Here is a 21,992-nt window from a genome sequence, read left to right as displayed (position 1 = left end):
TCCGGTCAGGAGACCACGACGACCTTGGTGCCGTGCAGGGCGAAGTCCCACATCGCCTTGCCGTCGGCCCGCGACTCACGGATCCCGCCGGTCTTCTTCGACGGGCCCGTATCGGGCCGCGAGCCGTCGACCGCCGCACTGAAGCCGACCGTGACGGCCTGGACGCTGGCGAACCGCACCACATGCTCGATCGCGATGCCGTCCGAGCCCGTCACGCTCACCGAGCGCGAGCCGACCGCGTACGTTCCCGGCGGCGGGCTCACCGTGCTCGGCGCGACCGTGAACGTCCGCAGCGCCTTGTCCTTCGCGTCGACCAGCCAGACCCGCTTGGCGCCGAGCGAGTAGACCACCCGCCGGCCGGCGCCGGAGCCGGCCGGAACCGCGACCGGGGCGGGCGGCTTCGCCTTCTTGCCCGGCTGCTCCCGGTGGCCCTTGGCGGCGCTGTGGTGGCCGTCACTCCGGGCCTGGGTGAGGGTGTCCGGGGCGGACGCCGCGGCCTGGTAGCCGAGCACCCCGACCCCGATGAGGGCGGCCGCGGTCAGCGCGGTGACGATCGTGCTGCTCTTAGCGGGCACCGCTGTGCCACCTTTCCCTCTACCCCGGCTTCCCCGGCTTCCCTGCTCCGGGGCGACGGTAGCAGGGGACGGGGCACCACCGGCCGCGCCGTAGGCTTGAGGACGTGCTGCTGCTAGCTCTTGACACCGCCACCCCCGCCGTCACGGTCGCTCTCCACGACGGAACGGCCGTCCTCGCCGAGTCCCGTCAGGTGGACGCGCGCCGGCACGGCGAGCTGCTGCTGCCCGCCGTCGACCGGGTGCTGGGTGAGGCAGGCCGGAAACTCGACGAGGTCAGCGAGATCGTGGTCGGGGTGGGCCCGGGGCCGTACACCGGTCTGCGGGTCGGCCTGGTGACCGCCGCCACGTTCGGCGCGGCCCTCGGCGTCCCCGTCCACGGCCTGTGCACGCTGGACGGCCTCGCCCACGCCTCCGGGCTGACCGAGCCCTTCGTCGTGGCCACCGACGCCCGCCGCAAGGAGGTCTACTGGGCGCGCTACGCGGATGCCCGTACCCGCCTGACCGAGCCGGCCGTCGACCGCCCCGCCGATATCGCCGACCAGGTCGCCGGCGTCCCGGCCGTGGGTGCCGGCGCGCTGCTCTACGACAGCGTCTTCACCGGCGTACGGCGCGAGGGGCCCGAGCACCAGTCCGCCGCCGCGCTCGCCGAGCTGGCCGTCGCGAAGCTGGCCGCGGGCGAGGAACTGCCGCCGCCGCGGCCGCTGTACCTGCGCCGCCCGGACGCCCAGGTGCCCGCCAACTACAAGGTGGTCACCCCCAAGTGACTGCCCGCCCGTCGCCCGACCACCGCCCCTCAACGGCGCCGCTGCGCGACGGCAGCTTTGATGTGGCGCTGCGCGAGATGCGCTGGTGGGACATAGCGCCGGTGCTGGAGCTGGAGCGCGAACTCTTCCCCGAGGACGCCTGGTCGGCCGGCATGTTCTGGTCGGAGCTGGCGCACGCCCGCGGCCCGTTCGCCACCCGCCGCTACCTCGTCGCCGAACTGGAGGGCCGGATCGTGGGATACGCCGGGCTGGCCGCCGTCGACGGCACCGGCGATGTGCAGACCATCGCCACCGCCCGGGACCAGTGGGGCACCGGCCTCGGCGCCCGGCTGCTGACCGAACTCCTCGGCGCCGCAACGGACTTCGAGTGCCACGAGGTGCTGCTGGAGGTCCGCGTCGACAACCTCCGCGCCCAGCGCCTCTACGAGCGCTTCGGCTTCGAGCCGATCGGCTTCCGCCGCGGCTACTACCAGCCCGGCAACCACGACGCCCTCGTGATGCGCCGCACCACCCAGACCTCCTCCGAAGCACCCTCCGTACAAGGAACTTGAGAATCATGGCTGACTCACGCGGCGGACCGCTCGTCCTCGGCATCGAGACCTCCTGCGACGAGACCGGTGTCGGCATCGTCCGCGGCCACACCCTGCTCGCCGACGCGGTCGCCTCCAGCGTCGACGAGCACGCCCGCTTCGGCGGTGTGGTGCCGGAGGTGGCCTCCCGGGCCCACCTGGAGGCGATGGTGCCCACCATCCAGCGGGCGCTGAAGGAGGCCGGGGTCGCGGCGAGCGATCTGGACGGCATCGCGGTCACCGCGGGGCCCGGCCTGGCCGGTGCGCTGCTGGTCGGCGTCTCGGCCGCCAAGGCGTACGCCTACGCCCTCGGCAAGCCGCTCTACGGCGTCAACCACCTCGCCTCGCACATCTGCGTCGACCAGCTGGAGCACGGCCCGCTGCCCGAGCCGACGATGGCCCTGCTGGTCTCCGGCGGTCACTCCTCCCTGCTGCTGGCGCCCGACATCACCGCCGACGTCCGCCCGCTGGGCTCGACGATCGACGACGCGGCCGGCGAGGCCTTCGACAAGATCGCGCGGGTGCTGCACCTCGGCTTCCCGGGCGGCCCGGTCATCGACCGCTACGCCCGCGAGGGCAACCCCGACGCGATCCGCTTCCCGCGCGGGCTCACCGGCCCCCGCGACCCGGTCTACGACTTCTCCTTCTCCGGTCTGAAGACGGCGGTGGCCCGCTGGATCGAGGCCAAGCGGGCGGCCGGCGAGGAGGTCCCGGTGGCGGATGTCTCGGCGTCCTTCCAGGAGGCCGTGGTGGATGTGCTGACCCGTAAGGCCGTACGGGCCTGCAAGGACAACGGGGTCGAGCATCTGATGATCGGCGGTGGGGTCGCGGCCAACTCCCGGCTGCGGGCGATGGCCGAGCGCCGCTGCGAGGACGCCGGTATCACCCTGCGGGTGCCGCGGCCCAAGCTGTGCACCGACAACGGGGCGATGGTGGCGGCCCTGGGCGCGGAGATGGTGGCGCGCGGTCGCGCGGCCTCCGCCTGGGACCTCTCCGCGGACTCCTCGCTGCCGGTCACCGAACCGCATGTGCCCGCGCAGGACCCCGATCACCACGGTCACGGTCACGACCACGGCCATGATCACGTCCACGAGATGAGCAAGCAGAACCTCTACCAGTGAGCAGCTTCTGAGGATCGGTGACAACCGCACCTCCCTCCGGCCCGGCGGCCGCCCAGAGGTCTTACCCTGGAGCGGCACCGGGGGCGCGCGTGGGGAGGCGGCAGGCTGTGGACTGGTTCTGGTGGGTCTTCATCTTCTTCATGGCGGGCGGATTCGCGAAGGTCGCCGACACCGCCCGTACGGCCCTGCGCACCCGCCATGAGCGCAAGATGGAGCGCCTGGAGTCCGCCCGGCTGGAGCGGCAGGCGCTGGAGGCCGCCCAGAAGCCGCCGGAGCCGGTGTGTGGCTGCACCCACCACCTCGCCAAGCATGACAAAAAGGGCAAGTGTCATGAGCTGGTGGAGTTCGCGGTCGCCTGGGACGCCGACCACAAGCCGGTCCAGTACGAAGCCGGCCAGTGCACCTGCCAGCAGTACATCGGCCCGCAGCCGCTCTCGCAGATCTACGCCGAGGACCTCACCGACCTGGCCTGAGCACCCGTCAGCAGGCGTCCGCCGGGTGCCCCAGCAGCATCGTCGGCGCGCCCGCGACCCGGGTGAGGAAGACCGTCACCGAGTTGCGGCCGCCGCCCAGCTTCAGCTTCTTGCGCAGCTCCTCCGGCTCGACCGCGGAGCCCCGCTTCTTGATCACCGCGATGCCGACCTCGCGCTCGCGCAGCAGCGCCCTGAGCTTCTTGACGTTGAACGGCAGGACATCGGTGATCTCGTAGGCGGTGGCGTACGGCGTCGGGCGCAGCGCATCGGAGGTGAGGTAGGCGATGGTCGGGTCGATGAGACGGGCGTCGAGACCGGCGGCGGCCTCCGCGACGAGGTGGGCGCGGATCACGGCCCCGTCCGGCTCGTACAGATAGCTGCCCACGGGGCCGGGCTCGGGGTCCGGCAGGCCGGCGCCGAGCAGTGAGTCACCGGCCGGCAGGAGCGTGGCGCGGCGGGCGCCCGGCCGGGTGCCGAACCACAGCACCGCCTCCTTGACCTCGCCCCCGTCGGAGATCCACTCCGTCTCGGCGTCCTCGGGCAGCGCCTCGTGCGGCACCCCCGGCGCGATCTTCAGCGCCGCGAACGGGGCCGTACGGGCCGCCTCGACGGCCCAGGACAGCGGCGGCGAGTACGCCTCCGGGTCGAAGATCCTCCCGCCCCGCACTTTGCTCCGCCGCGCCGGATCGACGAACACCGCGTCATACCCGGCGGTGTCGACCTCCGTGACGTCCGTGCAGCGCACCTCGATCAGCCCGTCCAGACCCAGCGCCTCGGCGTTCGCCCGCGCCGCCGCGCAGGCCAGCGGGTCGCGGTCGACGGCCAGTACCCGGATCCCGGCCCGTGCCAGCGCCAGCGCGTCCCCGCCGATGCCGCAGCACAGGTCGGCCAGCGTACCGACGCCCAGCGCGGCGAGCCGGGCGGCGCGGTGGGCGGCGACCGTGGTGCGGGTGGACTGCTCGACGCCGTGCGGCGTGAAGTACATCCGCTGGGCGTCCGCCCCGAACTTCGCGGCCGCGCGCTGCCGCAGCCGGGCCTGGCCGAGGGCGGCGGAGACCAGCGGCGCGGGGTGGTCGCGGCGCAGCCGGGTGGCGGTCGCGAGCTCGTCCGCGGGGTCGTAATCACGCAGTGCGGCCAGCAGTGCCTGCCCCTCGGGGGCGAGCAGCGCGGAGAAGGTGTCGAGGTCGGTCACCTGCACCATTGTGGGCCAGCGCGGGGGCCGCTACGACGCCCGGCGGCCGCGCCGGCGGCGGGGGCGGCTGCCGCCCGCGCCCTCCGGCTCCCGGCGGCGCTGCGCATGGTCGCTGATCCGCAGCAGCAGCGCCACCATCACCCAGTTGGCGACGAGTGACGAGCCGCCCTTGGCCAGGAAGGGCAGCGCCTTGCCGGTCAGCGGGATCAGGCCGGTGACCCCGCCGGCGACGACGAAGACCTGGAGCAGCAGCGCCCCGGCGAGCCCGACCGCGAGCAGCTTGCCGAACGGGTCGCGGGCGCTCAGTCCCACCCGTAGTCCGCGCTGCGCCAGCAGCACGTACAGCATCAGTACGGCCATCACCCCGGCCAGGCCCAGCTCCTCGCCGACGGTGGTGAGGATGAAGTCGCTGTTGCCGGCGAAGCCGATCAGTTCGGGGTGGCCCTGGCCCAGGCCGCTGCCGCCGACGCCGCCGCTGGCGAAGCTGAACAGCGCCTGGCCGAGCTGGTCGGACATGTGCTCCGCCCGGCCCTCCGCGGTGAAGGCCCGCATCGGGTCCAGCCAGGCGGTGACCCGGCCGTGGACATGCGGTTCGAGGGAGCCGACGACGGCCGCGCCGACGGTGGCCATCAGCAGACCGCAGATCACCCAGCTGGTGCGGTCGGTGGCCATGTAGAGCATGATCACGAAGACGCCGAAGAAGATCAGCGAGGTGCCCAGGTCCCGCTCGAAGATCAGCACCAGCAGGCTGATCGCCCAGATCGTGAAGATCGGCCCCAGCTGCCGGCCCGGGGGCAGCTGGATGCCCATCACCCGGCGTCCGGCCAGCGCCAGCGCATCACGGTTGACGGTCAGATAGCCCGCGAAGAACACCGAGATCATGATCTTCACGAACTCGCCGGGCTGGAGCGACAGCGGCCCGAGCAGAATCCAGCGCTTGGCGCCGTACATGTCCGCGCCGAAGAACGCCGGCGCCATCAGCAGCACCAGCGCGACCACCATCGTCAGATAGATGTAGCGCTGAAGGATGCGGTGATCGCGCAGCACCAGCAGGATGACGATGCAGACCGCCACCCCGATGACCGTCCACACCAGCTGGCCGCTCGCCGCCTCGGCGATCTTCAGCCGGGGGTCCTGGGCGTAGGTGAGGTCCAGCCGGTGCAGCAGCACCAGACCGACCCCGGTCAGCAGCGTCGCCAGCGGCAGGATCAGGGGATCGGCGCGCGGCGCGAAGCGGCGCAGGACCAGATGCGGCACCAGCGCCACGAAGAGCATGCTCACCGCGAAGCCGGCCAGCCCGCCGGGCAGCCGGGCGGTCATCGACAGACCGGTGTAGGCGTACCCGAAGACCGCGATCAGGACGACGAGCGCGAGCAGCCAGGCCTCGGTCCGGCGGCGGTCCGGAGCCTGGGCGAGCGCGGCGAACGTCATGGTGCGTTCGACGTCGCTCTCCCGCTCCCGGGCCTTCCGGAGAGCGCTGGTCAGTCCACGCACGGGTTCCTCCGCCATCGATGGTCAAGGCCGCGGGCGATCCGGGCTGATCCATAAGACATGCCCGGGTGCGGTTCACGGACCGGGCAGTCGGGGAGGTAGACGAGGCAGCTGGTGGCCTGGTTGCGAGAAAACCGGAAGGTGTGTCCGATTTGGCAGGGAACACGCCCTGACGGCCGGGCGGTTGCCGCGGTCCGTCAACCGGCGTCGCAGAACGGGCACCGGCGCGCTGGCACTCCGCTTGACCGAGTGCTAACCGCGTCATAGTCTCAGCGTTGGCACTCTCCACCGGGGAGTGCCAGACACAGCGACGGGCAGGTCCGGCACCCGCGACGACGGATCCACCTGGTCGCCACCTCAGACAGTTAACCCCGTGAGATCTCCGAAGGGGGAGGTCGGATCGTGACGACCGCCAGCTCCAAGGTTGCCATCAAGCCGCTTGAGGACCGCATTGTGGTCCAGCCGCTCGACGCCGAGCAGACCACGGCCTCGGGCCTGGTCATTCCGGACACCGCCAAGGAGAAGCCCCAGGAGGGCGTCGTCCTGGCCGTGGGCCCGGGCCGCATCGAGGACGGCAAGCGCGTCGAGCTCGACGTCACCGTCGGCGACGTCGTTCTCTACAGCAAGTACGGCGGCACCGAGGTGAAGTACAACAACGAGGAGTACCTCGTTCTCTCGGCTCGCGACGTGCTCGCGATCGTCGAGAAGTAATTCACCCGGAATTGCCGTGATCTGCGCCCCTGGTTCCCGCGTCTAAACAACCCGGGGCAGGGGCGCAGTTCCGTTTGAGACAGCGGTCCCCACTGCGTGCCGAGGATCGCAATGAGAGGACTTGAAGCAACCCATGGCGAAGATCCTGAAGTTCGACGAGGACGCCCGTCGCGCCCTTGAGCGCGGCGTCAACAAGCTTGCCGACACGGTCAAGGTGACGATCGGCCCCAAGGGCCGCAACGTCGTCATCGACAAGAAGTTCGGCGCCCCCACCATCACCAACGACGGTGTCACCATCGCCCGTGAGGTCGAGGTCGACGACCCGTACGAGAACCTGGGCGCCCAGCTCGTCAAGGAGGTGGCGACCAAGACCAACGACATCGCGGGTGACGGCACCACCACCGCCACCGTGCTGGCCCAGGCGCTGGTCCGCGAGGGCCTGCGCAACGTCGCCGCGGGTGCTTCCCCGGCCGCCCTGAAGAAGGGCATCGACGCCGCGGTCAAGGCCGTCTCCGATGAGCTCCTCGCGGTCGCCCGTCCGATCGACGACAAGGCCGACATCGCCGCCGTGGCCGGCCTGTCCGCGCAGGACAAGCAGGTCGGTGAGCTGATCGCCGAGGCCATGGACAAGGTCGGCAAGGACGGTGTGATCACCGTCGAGGAGTCCAACACCTTCGGTCTGGAGCTGGACTTCACCGAGGGCATGGCCTTCGACAAGGGCTACCTCTCGCCGTACATGGTCACCGACCAGGAGCGTATGGAGGCCGTCCTCGAGGACCCGTACATCCTGATCCACCAGGGCAAGATCGCCTCGATCCAGGACCTGCTGCCGCTGCTGGAGAAGGTCATCCAGGCGGGTGGCTCCAAGCCGCTGCTGATCATCGCCGAGGACGTCGAGGGCGAGGCGCTCTCCACCCTCGTCGTCAACAAGATCCGCGGCACCTTCAACGCGGTGGCCGTCAAGGCCCCCGGCTTCGGTGACCGCCGCAAGGCGATGCTCGGCGACATGGCCACCCTCACCGGTGCCACCGTCATCGCCGAGGAGGTCGGCCTCAAGCTCGACCAGGCCGGTCTGGACGTGCTGGGCACCGCCCGCCGCGTGACCGTCACCAAGGACGACACCACGATCGTCGACGGTGGCGGCAAGGCCGAGGACGTCGCCGGTCGCGTCGCCCAGATCAAGGGCGAGATCGAGACCACCGACTCCGACTGGGACCGCGAGAAGCTCCAGGAGCGCCTCGCCAAGCTCGCCGGTGGCGTCTGCGTCATCCGTGTGGGTGCGGCCACCGAGGTCGAGCTCAAGGAGAAGAAGCACCGTCTGGAGGACGCCATCTCCGCGACCCGCGCCGCGGTCGAGGAGGGCATCGTCTCCGGTGGTGGCTCCGCGCTGGTCCACGCCGCCAAGGTGCTGGAGGGCTCCCTCGGCAAGGAGGGCGACGAGGCCACCGGTGTCGCCGTCGTCCGCCGCGCCGTCGTCGAGCCGCTGCGCTGGATCGCGGAGAACGCGGGCCTCGAGGGCTACGTGATCACCGCCAAGGTCGCCGAGCAGGACAAGGGCCAGGGCTTCAACGCCGCCACCGGCGAGTACGGCGACCTGGTCAAGGCCGGCGTCATCGACCCGGTCAAGGTCACCCGCTCCGCCCTGGAGAACGCCGCCTCGATCGCCTCGCTGCTGCTCACGACCGAGACCCTGGTCGTCGAGAAGCCGGCCGAGGAAGAGGCCGAGGCCGGTCACGGCCACGGTCACGGCCACGCGCACTGACGCATAGCCGCCGGGTAGCCGTGCAGTCGGCCGGGTAACCGGCAGAAAGGCCCCTGTTCCCGCTCGTGAGCGACGGGAACAGGGGCCTTCCGCTTTGCCGTCTGCTGTCTCGATGGCCTGGTCAGAGCGCGCCGAGCTGCCGCATCAGGCGTATGAGGTCGTAGTGCCACCAGCCTTCCTGGATCTTTCCGTCGTGGAACCGGAAGGTCGTCACCCCGGTCATGGTGCACACCGTGCCGGTCGGCTGGATGCCCATGAATGCGCCCTTGTGCGTGCCGGTCCAGGTCCAGCGCGTAGCAACGTCGTCGCCCTCGGCGATCTGGCTTTCGAGGTTGAAGGTGAATTCGAAGGCGGCCCGCCAGGAGGAGACGTCGCCGCGGATGACGTCGGACCCGACCGTGGTCTCCTCCTCCTTGATGATGTCGTGGTCCCGGTAGTCGGCCGCGAACACCTCGTCGATGGCGTTGAGGTTGCCCCCGACGGCGATCTCGTGGAAGAACCGGCGGGCAGTTGCGGTGTTCAACTGTTCGTCCCGGACCACGTCGAGGTCGGTGAACGACGGCATTCCGTCGCAGAGCTCGGTCATCTCCCGGAAGATCCGGTCGGTCTCCGGCAGCTGGGAGTTCTTCACCGCCTCTTCGTGCGAAGGAAATTCGACGATCTCGACGTAGTGGGACGCGTCGGTCCGGTCCTTGCCGATGAGGCTGTGGGTGGCGGTCCGCTTGCCCTTGGTCTGTTCGACCCACTTGTCCATGAGCGCGTTCATGCCCTCGGGCCGCTCGGTCTTGTAGTCGATTATTTGTACGAATTTCATGGCGCCTCCCTTATGGGCTGGGCGCGATGCGCGGGGTCAAGATGCATCGATACGTCCATCTTAGTGAGGAATGCGGCTCTTGACGGTGTCAGGCCGAGCGGTTCCGGTCCGCCGGGTGCACCGGGTCCGTGAAGGGCAGGCCGGACGCGAACCGCGCCACCTCGTCGAGCGCCCGGTCGGCCATGCGGTGGAGTTCGCCGCCCAGGGAGCCGGCGATATGCGGGGTGAGTAGGACGTTCGGGAGGTCGTACAACGGGGAGTCGGGGGGCGGCAGTTCGGGATCGGTGACGTCCAGGACTGCGTGGAGACGGCCGGTCACCAGCTCGGCAAGCAGGGCCGTTTCGTCGATGAGCGAGCCGCGGGCGGTGTTGATGAGGGTGGCGCCGTCCGGCATCAGCGCGAGTTCGCGGGCGCCCAGCATGTGGTGGGTGGCGGGCAGCTGGGGAGCGTGCACGCTGACGATGTCGCTGTCGGCGCAGAGGGTGCCGAGGGGGACCGGCGTCGCGCCCAGCCGGCCGGCCTCGGCGGCGTCCACGTACGGGTCGTACAGCAGGACGCGCAGATCGAACGGCCGCAGCAGTTCGATGACCCGGCGGCCGATGCGGGAGGCGCCGATGATGCCGACGGTGCGGCGGTAGTTGCCGGCGCCGGCGAGCTCCTGCTGCCAGTCGTGCGGGGCGCGCAGGGTGCGGTAGCGCTGAGCGGAGTGCAGTACGCGCTTGTTGGCGAAGAGGATCGCGGCGAGGGTGTATTCGGCGACGGGCAGCGCATTGACGGAAGCCGTCGAGGTGACGGCGATACCGCGTTCCCAACAGGCGTCGGTGATGTGGTGTTTGACCGATCCGGCGGCGTGGACGACGGCGCGGAGCCGGGGCGCCGCTTCCAGGACCCGGTCGGTGAGCGGGGGCGCGCCCCAGCAGGTGAGGAGCACTTCGGCGTCGGCGAGGGCGGCGGCGACGGCGGGGGTGGGGTCGGCCAGCTCGTGGGCGACGAGGCGGGAGTCGGTGCGGACCAGCGCGGCGAGGCGGGTGTGGTGGCGGGCATCGAGGAGCCGGTCGGCGATACCGGGGCCCATCGACAGCAGCAGGGCGGGCCGCTTTCCGGGGGGCCTTCCCGTGGGGGCTGGTGTGGCCATATGAGCTTCCCTTGACGGTTGGTGGGGAAGAGATACCCGAGTGCGTTCCTTCCCCCTCCCGCCCGAGGACCGCAGGCTCAGCCCCTGCACCGGCTGGACCCGCGCCCACTGGGAGGCCACGGCCGACGGTCTGCTGTGTGCCACCCGCCCCCACTTCTCCCCACGGCACGGCCTGCTCACCCTCCCCGGCCCTCGCCCCAGCTGCTCCGGCCCCCGCTCCGACGGCCTCGAAGGCTTCGCCCGGACGTTCCTGCTCGCCGCGCTCCGGGTCGCCGGCAGCAACGGCCACGATCCGCACGCCCACCTCCCGCGCTATGCCGAAGGGCTGGCCTCGGGAACCCGGAAGCCCACCACCGCAAGGGAGTTGACCACCGCCGACCCCGACTCCTGGCCCCGAATCGACACCATCCGCCAGGCCTACGTGGAAGCCGCCTCACTCGCCCTGGGCCTGCGGCTGACCCGCCCCTGGCTCTGGGACACCCTCGACGGGCCCACCCGCACGCGCCTCACCGACTGGCTGCTGCCCGCCCTCGGGCCGTCCCCCGTCGACAACAACTGGTGGCTCTTCGGCCTCACCGTCGGCGGCTTCCTGTTCGACGCGGGCATCGAACCGGTACGCGCCCGGGCCGCCGTCGACCGCGCGCTGACCCGCATCGAGGACTGGTACGGGGGCGCCGGCTGGTACTCCGACGGCGCCAACCGGGCCTTCGACCACTACAACGCCTGGGCGCTGCACCTCTACCCGGTCCTCCACGCCCACCTGGGCGCCGACCCCGCCCTCCTGGCCCGCTACGGCGACCGGCTGCACGCCCAACTCGACGACTACGCCCGCCTCTTCGACGCCAACGGCGCACCGCTGCCCTTCGGCCGCTCGCTCACCTACCGCTTCGCCGCCACCGCCGCCCCCTGGCTCGGCGCCCTCACCGGCCACACCCCGCTCACCCCCGGCGCCACCCGCCGCCTCGCCTCCGGGGCGCTGCGCCACTTCCTCGACCACGGCGCGGTCACCGAGGACGGTCTGCTGCCGCTCGGCTGGTACGGGCCGTACCCTCCGATGCTCCAGGACTACTCGGGCCCGGGGTCCCCCTACTGGGCGGCCAAGGGATTCCTCGGCCTCCTGCTCCCCGCCGGGCACCCCGCCTGGACCGCCACCGAGGAACCCCTCCCCGCCGAAACCGCCGACACCGTCAAGCACTTCGGCCCCACCGGCCTGCTGCTCCAGTCCACCGCATCCGACGGCCTGGTCCGCCTGCACAACCACGGCAGCAACTCCACCTCGGCCGCCCCCGACCCGTACTACGCCCGCTTCGCCTACTCCACCCGCACCGGCCCCACGGCACCCACCCCCGCCGGCCCGGACCTCCCCGACAACCACTTCGCCCTGCTCATCGACGGCCGCCCCACCACCCGCGGGCCGGCCACCCCGCACACCACCGGCCCCGACTGGGCCTCCTCCACCCACACCCCACGCCTCGCCGACGGCACCGGCCTCCCCGGCGTCCGGATCCTGTCCGCCACCGTCGCCCACGGCCGCGCCGAACTCCGCGCCCACCTGGTCACCGGCGCCGCCCCGGGCACCCCCGTACGCCAGACGGGCTGGGCCACCACCCCCGATGGCCCGTCAGCCCAGCTCCATCCGGTCCACGGCTACGAGGGGCCGCCCCGCCGAACCCCTACGGGGAGCACGCCCTTCGGCCCGCGCACCGGAACCGCCGTCCTGGAGGCGCGACCACGGCAGACCCCCGGGGCACGCTCTTCGTGGCCCTGACCTCCCTGACGGGGGACCCGGAGCCCGCACCCGTACAGGCCCTGGCAACAACGCACGTCACCGGCCACGAAATCCGCGTCACCTGGCACGACGACGGCACTTCCACCCACCTGGCCCTACCCCACCCACCCACGGGAGGGGACGGGCCTCCGGGGTCTTGTTTGTGGACGTAGAGCGAAGCAGTCCACAAACAAGACCCCGGAGGCCCGTCACCGCACCCGACAACCACCCAGCCCGCCGCAGGCGCCACGGTGAGAAACCCACACGGCGGGACGGACGAACACGTGGGCAGCACAACCTCTAGCGCGGCCCGTACTTCCGCCCCGTACGGGACGTCAGTCCGCTCAGCACACCCCGGGGTGCCAGCTTCACCGCACCCATCAGCGCCTTGTACCGCGGATCGGGGATGGACAGCGACTTCCCGCGCACCAGGTCCTTCATCGCCGCGTCCACCAGCTTGTCCGCGTCCAGCCACATCCAGCCGGGGATGTTGTCCGTCCCCATGCCGGCCCGCTGGTGGAACTCGGTCCGTACGAACCCCGGGCACAGTGCCATCAGCCGTACCCCGCTGCCCGCCAGATCGCGCGCCGCACCCTGGGTGAACTGCACGACCCACGCCTTGCTCGCGCCGTACGTGCCGCGCGGTACGAACGCCGCCACCGACGCCACATTGACCACCGCGCCGCGCCGCCGGTCCCGCATTCCGCGCACCGCGGCCGTGGTCAGCCGGAGCACCGCCTCACAGTGCACCTTCAGCATCGTCAGCTCGTCGGCCATCGGGACTTCGAGGTATTCGCCCTTGTTGCCGAAGCCGGCGTTGTTCACCAGCAGATCGACCGGGTGCCTGGCGTCCGCGAGCCGGGCCTCGACGGCGGCGATGCCCTCCTCGGTGGACAGATCGGCGCTCAGCACCTCCGCCTCGATGCCGTGCCGGTCGTGCAACTCGGTGGCCTGCTCGCGCAGTCGCTTCTCGTCGCGCGCCACCAGCACCACGCTGTGGCCGTCGCTCGCGAGCCGCCGGGCGAACGCCGCCCCGATGCCCGCCGTCGCTCCCGTGATCAGTGCAGTCGTCATACGGGGCACGCTATCCGCCCCGTATGACGACCGCACCGGAGGCCCAGGCTCCGCCCGGGTCACGCCGGTCCGGTCAACCCCCGGTCCGCTCCAGGTGCTTCATGACCTTCCGGCGCGCCTCCTCCGGCAGCGCCCGCCCCGCGTCCAGCAGCTGGGGCAGCAGCTCCCGCCGGGTCGTCAGCGCCCGGAACATCAGCCCGATGGTCACCTCGTGCTCCGGGCGGTGCACCCGCGTCACGGCGTCCCCGGCGCGGATCTCGCCCGCCTCGATCACCCGCAGATAGGCGCCGGGCACCCCGGCCTGGGTGAACCGCCGCAGCCAGCCGCGCTCGCCGAGCCATCCCTGGAACGTGCGGCAGGGGATCCGCGGACTGCTCACCTCCAGCAGCAGCTCCGGACCGATCCGCCAGCGTTCGCCGATACGGGCGCCGGTGATCTCGATGCCCGAGGTGGTGAGGTTCTCGCCGAAGGCGCCGTTGGCCAGTACGCGGCCCAGCTCCCGCTCCCAGACGTCCAGGTCCTCGCGGGCGTAGGCGTACACGGCCTTGTCGTCGCCGCCGTGGTGGCGCAGATCGACCACCGCGTCGCCGGCCAGCCCGCTGCCGCCGGTGCCCCGGGGTCCGGGGGCGCTGACCGCCACCGGGCCGTTCACGGGCCGCTTGTCGATGCCGGTGCCGCCGGGGGCGTCGGTGTGCGCGGACGGGACGGGCCGCCCCAGATTCACGGTCAGCAGCTTCATACGACGCTCCGTTGCTTGATCGGCGTGGTCCGTGGACCCGTCCCCGCCTGCGGTTCTGCCGCCCCGCACACGGCGCACCAACGCCACCGAACCACGCTAACTACCCCTACCCAAAGGGGGCGAACCCATTTTCCCCGAAAGCCCCAAGACTCGCTTATGCTCGAAGCATGATCGAGGCCCGTCATCTCCGTGTGCTGCGCGCCGTCGCCAGGACCGGCTCGTTCTCCGCCGCAGCACGCGAGCTGGGCTGCACCCAGCCGGCCGTCAGCCAGCAGATGAAGGCGCTGGAGCATTCCGCCGGTACCCCGCTGCTGGTCCGCGCGGGCCGGGAGATGCGGCTGACGCAGGCGGGCGAGGCGCTCGTACGGCACGCCGTCGGCATCCTGGCCGGCCTCACCGCCGCCGAGGAGGAGGTCGCGGCCATCGCGGGCCTGCGGGCGGGGCGGGTGCGGCTGGTGTCGTTCCCCTCGGGCAGCTCGACGCTGGTGCCGACAGCCCTGGCGACGATGCGCGCCCGGCACCCCGGCACCAGGGTCTCGCTGGTCGAGGCCGAGCCGCCGCGCTCGATCGAGATGCTGCGCAACGGCGACTGCGAGATCGCGCTGGCCTTCCGTTACCCGGAGGTGCGCGGTGCGGACCCGGCGGCCGCGGCCGAGTGGGACGACCTGGTGGTGCGGCCGATCCTGGCGGACCGGCTGATCGGGCTGGTGCCGGACGGCCACCGGCTGGCGAAGGCCGGTGTCGCGCGGTTCGCCGAGCTGGCCGACGAGCCGTGGATCGCGGGCTGCCCGCGATGCCGCCGGCACCTGGTGGAGGTCTGCGAGAGCGCGGGCTTCACCCCGCGTATCGACTTCGCGACGGACGACTATCCGGCCGTGATCGGTCTGGTCGGGGCGGGGCTGGGGGTCGCCGCGCTGCCCGAGCTGACGCTGGAGTCGGTGCGCCCCAAGGGGGCCACCGCGATACGGATGGAGCCCGCGGTGCACCGGGAGATCGTCGCCCTCACGCTGCCGGATCTGGCCCATGTCCCCGCCGTCGCGGCGACGCTCGACCAGCTGGCGGACGCCGCGGGCCGCGGCGCTCCCACGCCCTGAGGGGCAGGACGGCGAGGGGCGCCGGGCAGGCGCCCGACGTGCAGGAATCCGCCGGCACGTGCCGACGGACAGACGGAACTGCCGCTCCCGGCAGCCGTTCACTGTGCAGGAACGTTTCTTCAGGGACGGCGTGCTCGTGGGTGTCAGGCGCCCTGCGCGCCCGAGTGACCCGTCATGGAGCTTGCGGGGATCAGCCGGTGGCGGGCCCGGCCCATCAGCTCCTCGCGTTCGTCCTCGGTCAGTCCGCCCCAGACCCCGTAGGGCTCGCGAACGGCCAGCGCATGCGCCGCGCACTCGGCCCGCACGGGGCAGCGCATGCAGACTTCCTTCGCCGATGTCTCACGCGCGCTGCGGGCCGCTCCGCGCTCGCCCTCGGGGTGGAAGAAGAGAGAGCTGTCCACGCCGCGGCAGGCGGCCAGCAGCTGCCAGTCCCAGAGGTCTGCGTTCGGGCCCGGGAGGCGGGAGAAATCTGCCATTGCTTGTCCCCTCGAAGCGATGCGGATTCGGGCTCGGTGCTCACGACCGTACATCTACTGTCGAAGTAGATGTAAATATGACTCATTGCGAATCTAGCCGCAGTCCACGCGAAAATGGAAGAAAGAGAGCCAAATAGGGCATAGGGTGCACGCGCGGATGCCGGCCGCCCGACGAGTCGTCTGCGTATCCGGCTCCTCACGGAGCGTGCTGAACTCGGTCATCGAAGCCGTAACTCTTTCGAGTGACCGTCGTTGAGTGTGCGGAGGCGATTGGCAGAGGTAGCCCTCGGGCAGGTGTCCGAGCGGCCGTCAATCGCACAGGTGACGATACGTACCAGCCTGGAGGCTCAAGGTGACGCGCATCAGCTGCGGAGGGCGGTCATGACATCCGTCCTCGTCTGCGACGACTCCCCGCTTGCCCGAGAGGCGCTCCGTCGGGCGGTTGCGACCGTGCCCGGCGTCGAGCGTGTGACGACCGCGGCCAACGGCGAGGAAGTCCTCCGCCGCTGGGGTGCCGATCGTTCGGACTTGATTTTGATGGACGTACGGATGCCCGGTCTCGGCGGGGTCGAGACCGTGCGCCGACTGCTGTCCGCCGATCCCGGCGCCCGGATCATCATGCTCACGGTGGCCGAGGACCTCGACGGTGTCGCGCTCGCGGTCGCCGCCGGTGCCCGCGGCTATCTGCACAAGGACGCCTCGCGCGCCGAGCTGCGGGCGACGGTGACCCAGGCGCTGGCCGACCCGACGTGGCGGCTCGCCCCGCGCCGGCTGCGGTCCGCCGAGATGGGCGCCGCACCGACGCTCACCGCGCGCGAGATCCAGGTGCTGGAGGGCATGAGCCACGGCCGGTCGAACGCCGAGATCGGCCGTGAGCTGTTCCTCTCGGAGGACACGGTCAAGACCCACGCACGGCGCCTGTTCAAGAAACTCGGCGCCTCCGACCGGGCGCATGCGGTGGCGCTCGGCTTCCGCTGGGGACTGGTCCGCTAGGCGTTGTGACGTGCAGCGATGCGGGGGAGTGAAGATCCCCGCCCGCCCTGTGGCGGGCGGGGTGGCATGGTGCCCCGCAACCGCCCGCGTACGACGGCGGTCCGATTCGCCGCGCGGTGCCGCATCCTTGGAGGTATGGAGTTCCTCGGGGACGGGTCGGTCGGGCACGAGGGGAGGGCGCAGGAGATGACAGCCGGCGCACCTGCCGCTCATAACGCTTCGGTGCACAAGTGCGGACCTGATGCCGCGGATCGAGCGGCACCAAGGCACCATGGTCCGATGCGTGAGGACGGGAAGCAGGAGATCGGCGATCTCGTCGCACGCGCCGTAGAGGGAGACCAGCGGGCCACTCATGACCTGCTGGCCCATGTGCACCCCCTCGCCCTGCGCTACTGCCGTACCCGTCTGTCGAGGCTGCCGGGCGATGCCCGGCACTTCGTCGAGGATCTGGCGCAGGAGGTGTGTGTCGCGGTGCTCTGCGCGCTGCCGCGCTACCGCGACACCGGCAAGCCCTTCGAGGCGTTCGTCTTCGCGATCGCCGGCCACAAGGTCGCCGATCTTCAGCGCGCCGCGATGCGGCATCCGGGCAGCACGGCAGTGCCGTCCGACGAGATGCCAGAGCAGCCGGACGACTCCCTCGGCCCCGAGGAGCGGGCGCTGCTGAGCAGTGATGCCGAGTGGGCCAAGAAGCTGCTGGCGAATCTTCCGGAGAATCAGCGTGAGCTGGTGCTGCTGCGGGTCGCCGTCGGGCTGACGGCCGAGGAGACCGGGCAGATGCTGGGGATGTCGCCCGGGGCGGTCCGGGTCGCCCAGCACCGTGCGCTGAGCAGACTGCGGGCGCTCGCCGAGCAGTAGCCGCGGGCCCTCTCGGTGACGACTCGATGTCGCCGTAGAAACGCACAAGTGACGAGGCCCTCATCGCTCGTGGATTGGGACACTTCTCTAGGCCGTTAGCATGGGAGTCCGCGCTGAGGCAAGAGCATTGGGGAAGGTGTCATGAGTGACAACGTCGACGGTATGCCCGCCAAATTCGCCATGCTCGGGCTGACGTACGACGACGTGCTGCTGCTGCCCGGTGCGTCGGAGGTGCTGCCGAACGCGGTCAGCACCGCGTCCCGGGTCTCGCGCAACGTCACGGTCAACATCCCGCTGCTGTCCGCGGCGATGGACAAGGTCACCGAGGCGCGGATGGCCATCGCCATGGCGCGGCAGGGCGGGGCGGGCGTGCTCCACCGCAACCTGTCCATCGAGGACCAGGCCAACCAGGTCGACCTGGTCAAGCGTTCCGAGTCCGGCATGGTCACCGACCCGATCACGGTCCGCCCGGACGCCGATCTCGCCGAGGCCGACGCGCTGTGCGCCAAGTTCCGCATCAGCGGGGTGCCGGTCACCGATGCCGCGGGCAAGCTGCTGGGCATCGTCACCAACCGCGATATGGCCTTCGAGATGGACCGCAGCCGGCAGGTCCGCGAGGTCATGACGCCGATGCCGCTGGTCACCGGCAAGGTCGGCATCTCCGGTGACGACGCGATCGAGCTGCTGCGCCGCCACAAGATCGAGAAGCTGCCGCTGGTCGACGACGCGGGCGTGCTCAAGGGCCTGATCACGGTCAAGGACTTCGTGAAGGCCGAGAAGTACCCGAACGCCGCCAAGGACGCCGAGGGCCGGCTGGTCGTCGGTGCCGCGGTGGGCGTCGGCGATGCGGCCTACGAGCGGGCGCAGGCGCTGGTCGAGGCCGGTGCCGACTTCCTCGTCGTGGACAGCGCGCACGGCCACAGCCGCGGCATCCTCGACATGATCGCCAAGATCAAGTCCAACATCAGCGTCGATGTCGTCGGCGGCAATGTCGCCACCCGCGACGGCGCCCAGGCGCTGATCGACGCGGGCGCCGACGGTGTGAAGGTCGGCGTCGGTCCGGGCTCGATCTGCACCACCCGTGTGGTCGCCGGCATCGGCGTACCCCAGGTCACGGCCATCTACGAGGCGGCGCAGGCGTGCCACGCGGCCGGTGTGCCGCTGATCGGCGACGGCGGGCTCCAGTTCTCCGGCGACATCGCCAAGGCCATCGCGGCCGGTGCGGACACCGTCATGCTGGGCTCGCTGCTGGCCGGCTGCGAGGAGTCGCCGGGCGAGATGGTCTTCATCAACGGCAAGCAGTTCAAGTCCTACCGCGGCATGGGCTCGCTGGGTGCGATGCAGTCCCGTGGCCAGGGCCGGTCGTTCTCCAAGGACCGCTACTTCCAGGACAACGTGCTCTCCGAGGACAAGCTGGTGCCCGAGGGCATCGAGGGCCAGGTGCCCTACCGCGGCCCGCTGGCCTCGGTCGCCCACCAGCTCGTCGGCGGTCTGCGCGCCTCCATGGGCTACGTCGGCTCCGCCGACATCCCCGAGCTCAAGGAGAAGGGCCGCTTCGTCCGGATCACCGCCGCGGGCCTCAAGGAGAGCCACCCGCACGACGTCCAGATGGTCACCGAGGCGCCGAACTACTCCCGGCGCTGACCGCGGGGCCGGCGTCGTACGGCCTTACCGTGGAGCCCGCGGCCGCACCCCGGCCGCGGGCTCCAACGCGTCGGGGATACTGGAGACGCAGACGTAGAGGGAAAGGCCACACACGTGACTGAGATCGAGATCGGGCGCGGCAAGCGCGGCCGCCGGGCATACGCATTCGACGACATCGCCGTCGTACCCAGTCGCCGCACCCGCGACCCGAAGGAGGTCTCGATCGCCTGGCAGATCGACGCCTACCGTTTCGAGCTGCCCTTCCTGGCCGCTCCCATGGACTCGGTGGTCTCCCCGAAGACCGCGATCCGCATCGGTGAGCTGGGTGGCCTCGGCGTCCTCAACCTGGAAGGGCTGTGGACCCGCTACGAGGACCCGGAGCCGCTGCTCGCCGAGATCGCGGAGCTGGACGAGGCGACGGCGACCCGTCGCCTCCAGGAGATCTACGCCGCGCCGATCAAGGAAGAGCTGATCGGGCAGCGCATCAAGGAGGTGCGCGACGCGGGCGTCGTCACCGCCGCCGCGCTCTCCCCGCAGCGCACGGCGCAGTTCTCCAAGGCCGTGGTGGACGCGGGTGTCGACATCTTCGTGATCCGGGGAACCACGGTCTCGGCGGAGCATGTGTCGAGCGCTGCCGAGCCGCTGAACCTCAAGCAGTTCATCTACGAGCTGGACGTCCCGGTCATCGTCGGCGGCTGCGCCACGTACACCGCGGCGCTGCACCTGATGCGGACCGGCGCGGCCGGTGTGCTGGTGGGCTTCGGCGGCGGTGCCGCGCACACCACCCGTAACGTCCTGGGCATCCAGGTCCCGATGGCGACCGCGGTCGCCGATGTCGCGGCCGCCCGCCGTGACTACATGGACGAGTCCGGCGGCCGCTACGTCCACGTCATCGCCGACGGCGGCGTGGGCTGGTCCGGCGACCTCCCCAAGGCGATCGCCTGCGGCGCCGACGCGGTGATGATGGGCTCCCCGCTGGCCCGCGCGACGGACGCGCCGGGCCGGGGCCACCACTGGGGCATGGAGGCGGTCCACGAGGACGTGCCGCGCGGCAAGCGGATGGACCTGGGTGCGGTCGGCACGACGGAGGAGATCCTGCTCGGCCCGTCCACGATCCCGGACGGCTCGATGAACTTCTTCGGCGCGCTGCGCAGGGCGATGGCCACCACGGGGTACTCGGAGCTCAAGGAGTTCCAGCGGGTTGAGGTCACGGTCGCGCCGCGGCGGTAGTTCCTCCCGCGTCGAAACGACCGGAAGCCCGGCCACACCACGGTGTGGCCGGGCTTCCGGCTTACAGGCGGTGGGCGGCGCCCGTTGGGGTGGCTCCTCTTGTGTCGAGGAGGAGTTGGGCTTTTACGGACAGGCCCTGGAGGTCGTAGGTCCGGTGGGCCTGGAGGAGGACGGTGAGGTCCGCGGCGGCCGCGGCCTCGTAGAGGGAGTCGGCGCGGGGGACTTGGCGGTCGAGGACGGTCCAGCGGGGGACGTAGGGGTCGTGGTACGTGACGTGCGCGCCGAGTTCCCTCAGGCGGGAGGCGATCTCCCAGGCCGGTGAGCCCGCCTGGTCGCCGACGTCCGGCTTGTAGGTGACGCCGAGCAGCAGGACGCGGGCGCCGCGGGCGGACTTGCCGTGTTCGTTCAGCAGTGTGGCGCAGCGCTGGATGACGTAGCGGGGCATACGGCCGTTGACCTCTTGGGCGAGTTCCACCATGCGCAGCGGGTGGTTCGGTGAACGGCCCTTGTAGGAAAGGTGGTTGGGGTCGATGGGGGCCGCGTGGCCGCCCACGCCGGGGCCGGGGCGGAAGGCCTGGAAGCCGAAGGGCTTGGTCTCGGCGCAGCGGATGACGTCCCACAGGTCGACGCCGATGTCATGGCAGAAGACCGCCATCTCGTTCATGAAGGCGATGTTGATGTGGCGGTAGTTGGTTTCGAGGAGTTTGGCCGTCTCGGCCTCGCGGGTGCCCCGGGCGCGTACGACCTTGTCGGTGAGGCGGCCGTAGAAGGTGGCGGCCGCCTCGGTGCAGGCGGGGGTGAGGCCGCCGATGACCTTGGGGGTGTTGGCGTAGCGGTGGGTGCGGTTGCCGGGGTCGTGGCGGCCGGGGGAGCAGGCGAGGTGGAAGTCGCGGCCGGCGGTGAGGCCTGAGCCCGCCTCAAGGAGGGGGCGCAGGAATTCCTCGGTGGTGCCCGGGTAGGCACTGGATTCCAGGATCACCGTGGTGTGCGGGCGCAGCTGCGCGGCGAGGGTGCGGGCGGCGTCGGCGATGGCCGTGAGGTCGAGGGCGCGGTCCTCGTTGAGCGGGGTGGGCGCGCAGATGACGGCGGTACGGACCCGGCCGAGGGCGGCGGGGTCGGCGGTGGTGCGGAAGCCGGCCGAGAGCAGACGGCGGAGTTCGGTGGCGGACAGCGGACCGTCGGCGCCGGTGAGGGCGGCGTGCGGGTCGGGGTCGTAGCCGAGGGTGCCGATACCGGCGGTGGTGGCGGCCTGGGCGAGGGGGAGGCCGAGGTGACCGAGTCCGATGACGGCGAGATCTGCGGGCATGCTGCGGCCGTCCTTCCCGAGCGGATGGGGTGTGCGGATGACGGGAGGCGCCGTACGTGAACGCACGACGTATGCGATTGGTGCATAAGTAGACTAAGCGGATATTTGGCCCAGAATAGGGATTGGTGGATCAAGGTGGCCGGGTGTTGCCGTACTGAGCGGAGGGTGGATAGCGGCTCATAGCGCGGTCAGAATCGACGGACGGG

At 71.2% G+C, this 21,992-nt stretch carries 20 protein-coding genes and 1 pseudogene; 12 read left to right on the top strand and 9 right to left on the bottom strand.

The features are described 5' to 3' along the window. Positions 1–5: 5 nt before the first annotated feature. Positions 6–575, bottom strand: a complete 570-nt coding sequence (locus tag ACZ55A_RS13885) for a hypothetical protein (RefSeq protein ID WP_468838824.1) — start codon at positions 573–575, stop codon at positions 6–8. 104 nt (positions 576–679) lie between these two features. On the opposite strand from ACZ55A_RS13885, the gene tsaB reads away from it, so the two are divergent. From tsaB to ACZ55A_RS13865, 4 genes are all read left to right on the top strand, one after another. Further along, entirely contained in the window at positions 680–1,339 is a 660-nt protein-coding gene (tsaB, locus tag ACZ55A_RS13880; RefSeq protein WP_468838822.1) for a tRNA (adenosine(37)-N6)-threonylcarbamoyltransferase complex dimerization subunit type 1 TsaB, read from the top strand. Positions 1,340–1,416: 77 nt separating this feature from the next. Beyond that, complete coding sequence (gene rimI / locus ACZ55A_RS13875; protein ID WP_468839157.1) at positions 1,417–1,890, top strand: ribosomal protein S18-alanine N-acetyltransferase; 474 nt, start codon at positions 1,417–1,419, stop codon at positions 1,888–1,890. Between the two features lie 5 nt (positions 1,891–1,895). Then, on the top strand, positions 1,896–3,029 hold the full coding sequence (gene tsaD, locus ACZ55A_RS13870) for a tRNA (adenosine(37)-N6)-threonylcarbamoyltransferase complex transferase subunit TsaD (RefSeq protein WP_468838820.1): 1,134 nt from the start codon (positions 1,896–1,898) through the stop codon (positions 3,027–3,029). Between the two features lie 107 nt (positions 3,030–3,136). Next, on the top strand, positions 3,137–3,502 hold the full coding sequence (locus tag ACZ55A_RS13865) for a hypothetical protein (RefSeq protein WP_468838818.1): 366 nt from the start codon (positions 3,137–3,139) through the stop codon (positions 3,500–3,502). 7 nt (positions 3,503–3,509) lie between these two features. Here ACZ55A_RS13865 and ACZ55A_RS13860 read toward each other — a convergent pair whose 3' ends face one another. Then, positions 3,510–4,703: a THUMP-like domain-containing protein gene (locus ACZ55A_RS13860; protein ID WP_468838816.1), complete on the bottom strand. Its 1,194-nt coding sequence runs from the start codon at positions 4,701–4,703 to the stop codon at positions 3,510–3,512. A gap of 21 nt (positions 4,704–4,724) precedes the next feature. Further along, positions 4,725–6,125, bottom strand: a complete 1,401-nt coding sequence (locus ACZ55A_RS13855; RefSeq protein WP_468839155.1) for an FtsW/RodA/SpoVE family cell cycle protein — start codon at positions 6,123–6,125, stop codon at positions 4,725–4,727. Positions 6,126–6,587: 462 nt separating this feature from the next. Here ACZ55A_RS13855 and groES point away from each other — a divergent pair, with 462 nt between their 5' ends. Next, positions 6,588–6,896 (top strand): co-chaperone GroES, encoded by a 309-nt coding sequence (gene groES, locus ACZ55A_RS13850; protein WP_384429999.1) that lies wholly within the window; start codon positions 6,588–6,590, stop codon positions 6,894–6,896. Between the two features lie 133 nt (positions 6,897–7,029). After that, complete coding sequence (groL, locus tag ACZ55A_RS13845; RefSeq protein ID WP_468839151.1) at positions 7,030–8,658, top strand: chaperonin GroEL; 1,629 nt, start codon at positions 7,030–7,032, stop codon at positions 8,656–8,658. Between the two features lie 121 nt (positions 8,659–8,779). Here groL and ACZ55A_RS13840 read toward each other — a convergent pair whose 3' ends face one another. Then, positions 8,780–9,472 carry an ester cyclase gene (locus ACZ55A_RS13840; RefSeq protein ID WP_468838814.1) on the bottom strand — a complete coding sequence of 231 codons (693 nt, stop codon included), beginning with the start codon at positions 9,470–9,472 and terminating at the stop codon, positions 8,780–8,782. Positions 9,473–9,560: 88 nt separating this feature from the next. Then, the gene (locus ACZ55A_RS13835; RefSeq protein WP_468838812.1) at positions 9,561–10,607 is read right to left on the bottom strand and encodes a hydroxyacid dehydrogenase; all 1,047 of its coding nucleotides are present in this window, start codon (positions 10,605–10,607) and stop codon (positions 9,561–9,563) included. 40 nt (positions 10,608–10,647) lie between these two features. Here ACZ55A_RS13835 and ACZ55A_RS13830 point away from each other — a divergent pair. Next, a pseudogene (locus tag ACZ55A_RS13830) lies at positions 10,648–12,548 on the top strand (DUF2264 domain-containing protein). A gap of 127 nt (positions 12,549–12,675) precedes the next feature. Here the strand turns inward: ACZ55A_RS13830 and ACZ55A_RS13825 are convergent. Both ACZ55A_RS13825 and ACZ55A_RS13820 read right to left on the bottom strand, forming a co-directional pair. After that, complete coding sequence (locus ACZ55A_RS13825; RefSeq protein ID WP_468838810.1) at positions 12,676–13,449, bottom strand: SDR family NAD(P)-dependent oxidoreductase; 774 nt, start codon at positions 13,447–13,449, stop codon at positions 12,676–12,678. Between the two features lie 73 nt (positions 13,450–13,522). After that, positions 13,523–14,188: an MOSC domain-containing protein gene (locus tag ACZ55A_RS13820; RefSeq protein ID WP_468838808.1), complete on the bottom strand. Its 666-nt coding sequence runs from the start codon at positions 14,186–14,188 to the stop codon at positions 13,523–13,525. A 167-nt stretch (positions 14,189–14,355) separates the two neighbouring features. On the opposite strand from ACZ55A_RS13820, the gene ACZ55A_RS13815 reads away from it, so the two are divergent. Further along, positions 14,356–15,282: a LysR family transcriptional regulator gene (locus ACZ55A_RS13815; protein ID WP_468838806.1), complete on the top strand. Its 927-nt coding sequence runs from the start codon at positions 14,356–14,358 to the stop codon at positions 15,280–15,282. Between the two features lie 143 nt (positions 15,283–15,425). Here the strand turns inward: ACZ55A_RS13815 and ACZ55A_RS13810 are convergent, their stop codons facing one another. Next, positions 15,426–15,758, bottom strand: a complete 333-nt coding sequence (locus ACZ55A_RS13810; RefSeq protein ID WP_468838804.1) for a WhiB family transcriptional regulator — start codon at positions 15,756–15,758, stop codon at positions 15,426–15,428. Between the two features lie 381 nt (positions 15,759–16,139). Here ACZ55A_RS13810 and ACZ55A_RS13805 point away from each other — a divergent pair, with 381 nt between their 5' ends. From ACZ55A_RS13805 to ACZ55A_RS13790, 4 genes are all read left to right on the top strand, one after another. Further along, positions 16,140–16,751 carry a response regulator transcription factor gene (locus ACZ55A_RS13805; RefSeq protein ID WP_003948568.1) on the top strand — a complete coding sequence of 204 codons (612 nt, stop codon included), beginning with the start codon at positions 16,140–16,142 and terminating at the stop codon, positions 16,749–16,751. A gap of 279 nt (positions 16,752–17,030) precedes the next feature. Then, the gene (locus ACZ55A_RS13800; protein WP_040899000.1) at positions 17,031–17,606 is read left to right on the top strand and encodes a sigma-70 family RNA polymerase sigma factor; all 576 of its coding nucleotides are present in this window, start codon (positions 17,031–17,033) and stop codon (positions 17,604–17,606) included. A 141-nt stretch (positions 17,607–17,747) separates the two neighbouring features. Further along, positions 17,748–19,250 carry an IMP dehydrogenase gene (gene guaB, locus ACZ55A_RS13795; protein ID WP_468838802.1) on the top strand — a complete coding sequence of 501 codons (1,503 nt, stop codon included), beginning with the start codon at positions 17,748–17,750 and terminating at the stop codon, positions 19,248–19,250. A gap of 114 nt (positions 19,251–19,364) precedes the next feature. Next, positions 19,365–20,480 (top strand): GuaB3 family IMP dehydrogenase-related protein, encoded by a 1,116-nt coding sequence (locus ACZ55A_RS13790; RefSeq protein ID WP_468838800.1) that lies wholly within the window; start codon positions 19,365–19,367, stop codon positions 20,478–20,480. Positions 20,481–20,541: 61 nt separating this feature from the next. On the opposite strand, the gene ACZ55A_RS13785 is transcribed toward ACZ55A_RS13790, so the two are convergent. Beyond that, the gene (locus tag ACZ55A_RS13785) at positions 20,542–21,786 is read right to left on the bottom strand and encodes a nucleotide sugar dehydrogenase (protein ID WP_468838798.1); all 1,245 of its coding nucleotides are present in this window, start codon (positions 21,784–21,786) and stop codon (positions 20,542–20,544) included. Positions 21,787–21,992 lie beyond the last annotated feature (206 nt).

The sequence above is a fragment of the Streptomyces sp. NPDC034111 genome (assembly GCF_055575375.1).
Note: the sequence above shows the minus strand (reverse complement) of the source record. Positions and strands in the feature narration are given on the sequence as shown.

Excerpts from the sequence above, each read along its gene's own strand:
- ACZ55A_RS13815 (WP_468838806.1), top strand. The coding sequence starts at position 14,356 with ATGATCGAGGCCCGTCATCTCCGTGTGCTGCGCGCCGTCGCCAGGACC.
- ACZ55A_RS13840 (WP_468838814.1), bottom strand. The coding sequence starts at position 9,472 with ATGAAATTCGTACAAATAATCGACTACAAGACCGAGCGGCCCGAGGGC.
- tsaD (WP_468838820.1), top strand. The coding sequence starts at position 1,896 with ATGGCTGACTCACGCGGCGGACCGCTCGTCCTCGGCATCGAGACCTCC.
- ACZ55A_RS13820 (WP_468838808.1), bottom strand. The coding sequence starts at position 14,188 with ATGAAGCTGCTGACCGTGAATCTGGGGCGGCCCGTCCCGTCCGCGCAC.
- ACZ55A_RS13805 (WP_003948568.1), top strand. The coding sequence starts at position 16,140 with ATGACATCCGTCCTCGTCTGCGACGACTCCCCGCTTGCCCGAGAGGCG.
- ACZ55A_RS13835 (WP_468838812.1), bottom strand. The coding sequence starts at position 10,607 with ATGGCCACACCAGCCCCCACGGGAAGGCCCCCCGGAAAGCGGCCCGCC.
- guaB (WP_468838802.1), top strand. The coding sequence starts at position 17,748 with ATGAGTGACAACGTCGACGGTATGCCCGCCAAATTCGCCATGCTCGGG.
- ACZ55A_RS13825 (WP_468838810.1), bottom strand. The coding sequence starts at position 13,449 with ATGACGACTGCACTGATCACGGGAGCGACGGCGGGCATCGGGGCGGCG.
- ACZ55A_RS13855 (WP_468839155.1), bottom strand. The coding sequence starts at position 6,125 with ATGACGTTCGCCGCGCTCGCCCAGGCTCCGGACCGCCGCCGGACCGAG.
- rimI (WP_468839157.1), top strand. The coding sequence starts at position 1,417 with ATGCGCTGGTGGGACATAGCGCCGGTGCTGGAGCTGGAGCGCGAACTC.
- ACZ55A_RS13860 (WP_468838816.1), bottom strand. The coding sequence starts at position 4,703 with ATGGTGCAGGTGACCGACCTCGACACCTTCTCCGCGCTGCTCGCCCCC.
- ACZ55A_RS13800 (WP_040899000.1), top strand. The coding sequence starts at position 17,031 with ATGCGTGAGGACGGGAAGCAGGAGATCGGCGATCTCGTCGCACGCGCC.
- ACZ55A_RS13810 (WP_468838804.1), bottom strand. The coding sequence starts at position 15,758 with ATGGCAGATTTCTCCCGCCTCCCGGGCCCGAACGCAGACCTCTGGGAC.
- groL (WP_468839151.1), top strand. The coding sequence starts at position 7,030 with ATGGCGAAGATCCTGAAGTTCGACGAGGACGCCCGTCGCGCCCTTGAG.
- ACZ55A_RS13785 (WP_468838798.1), bottom strand. The coding sequence starts at position 21,786 with ATGCCCGCAGATCTCGCCGTCATCGGACTCGGTCACCTCGGCCTCCCC.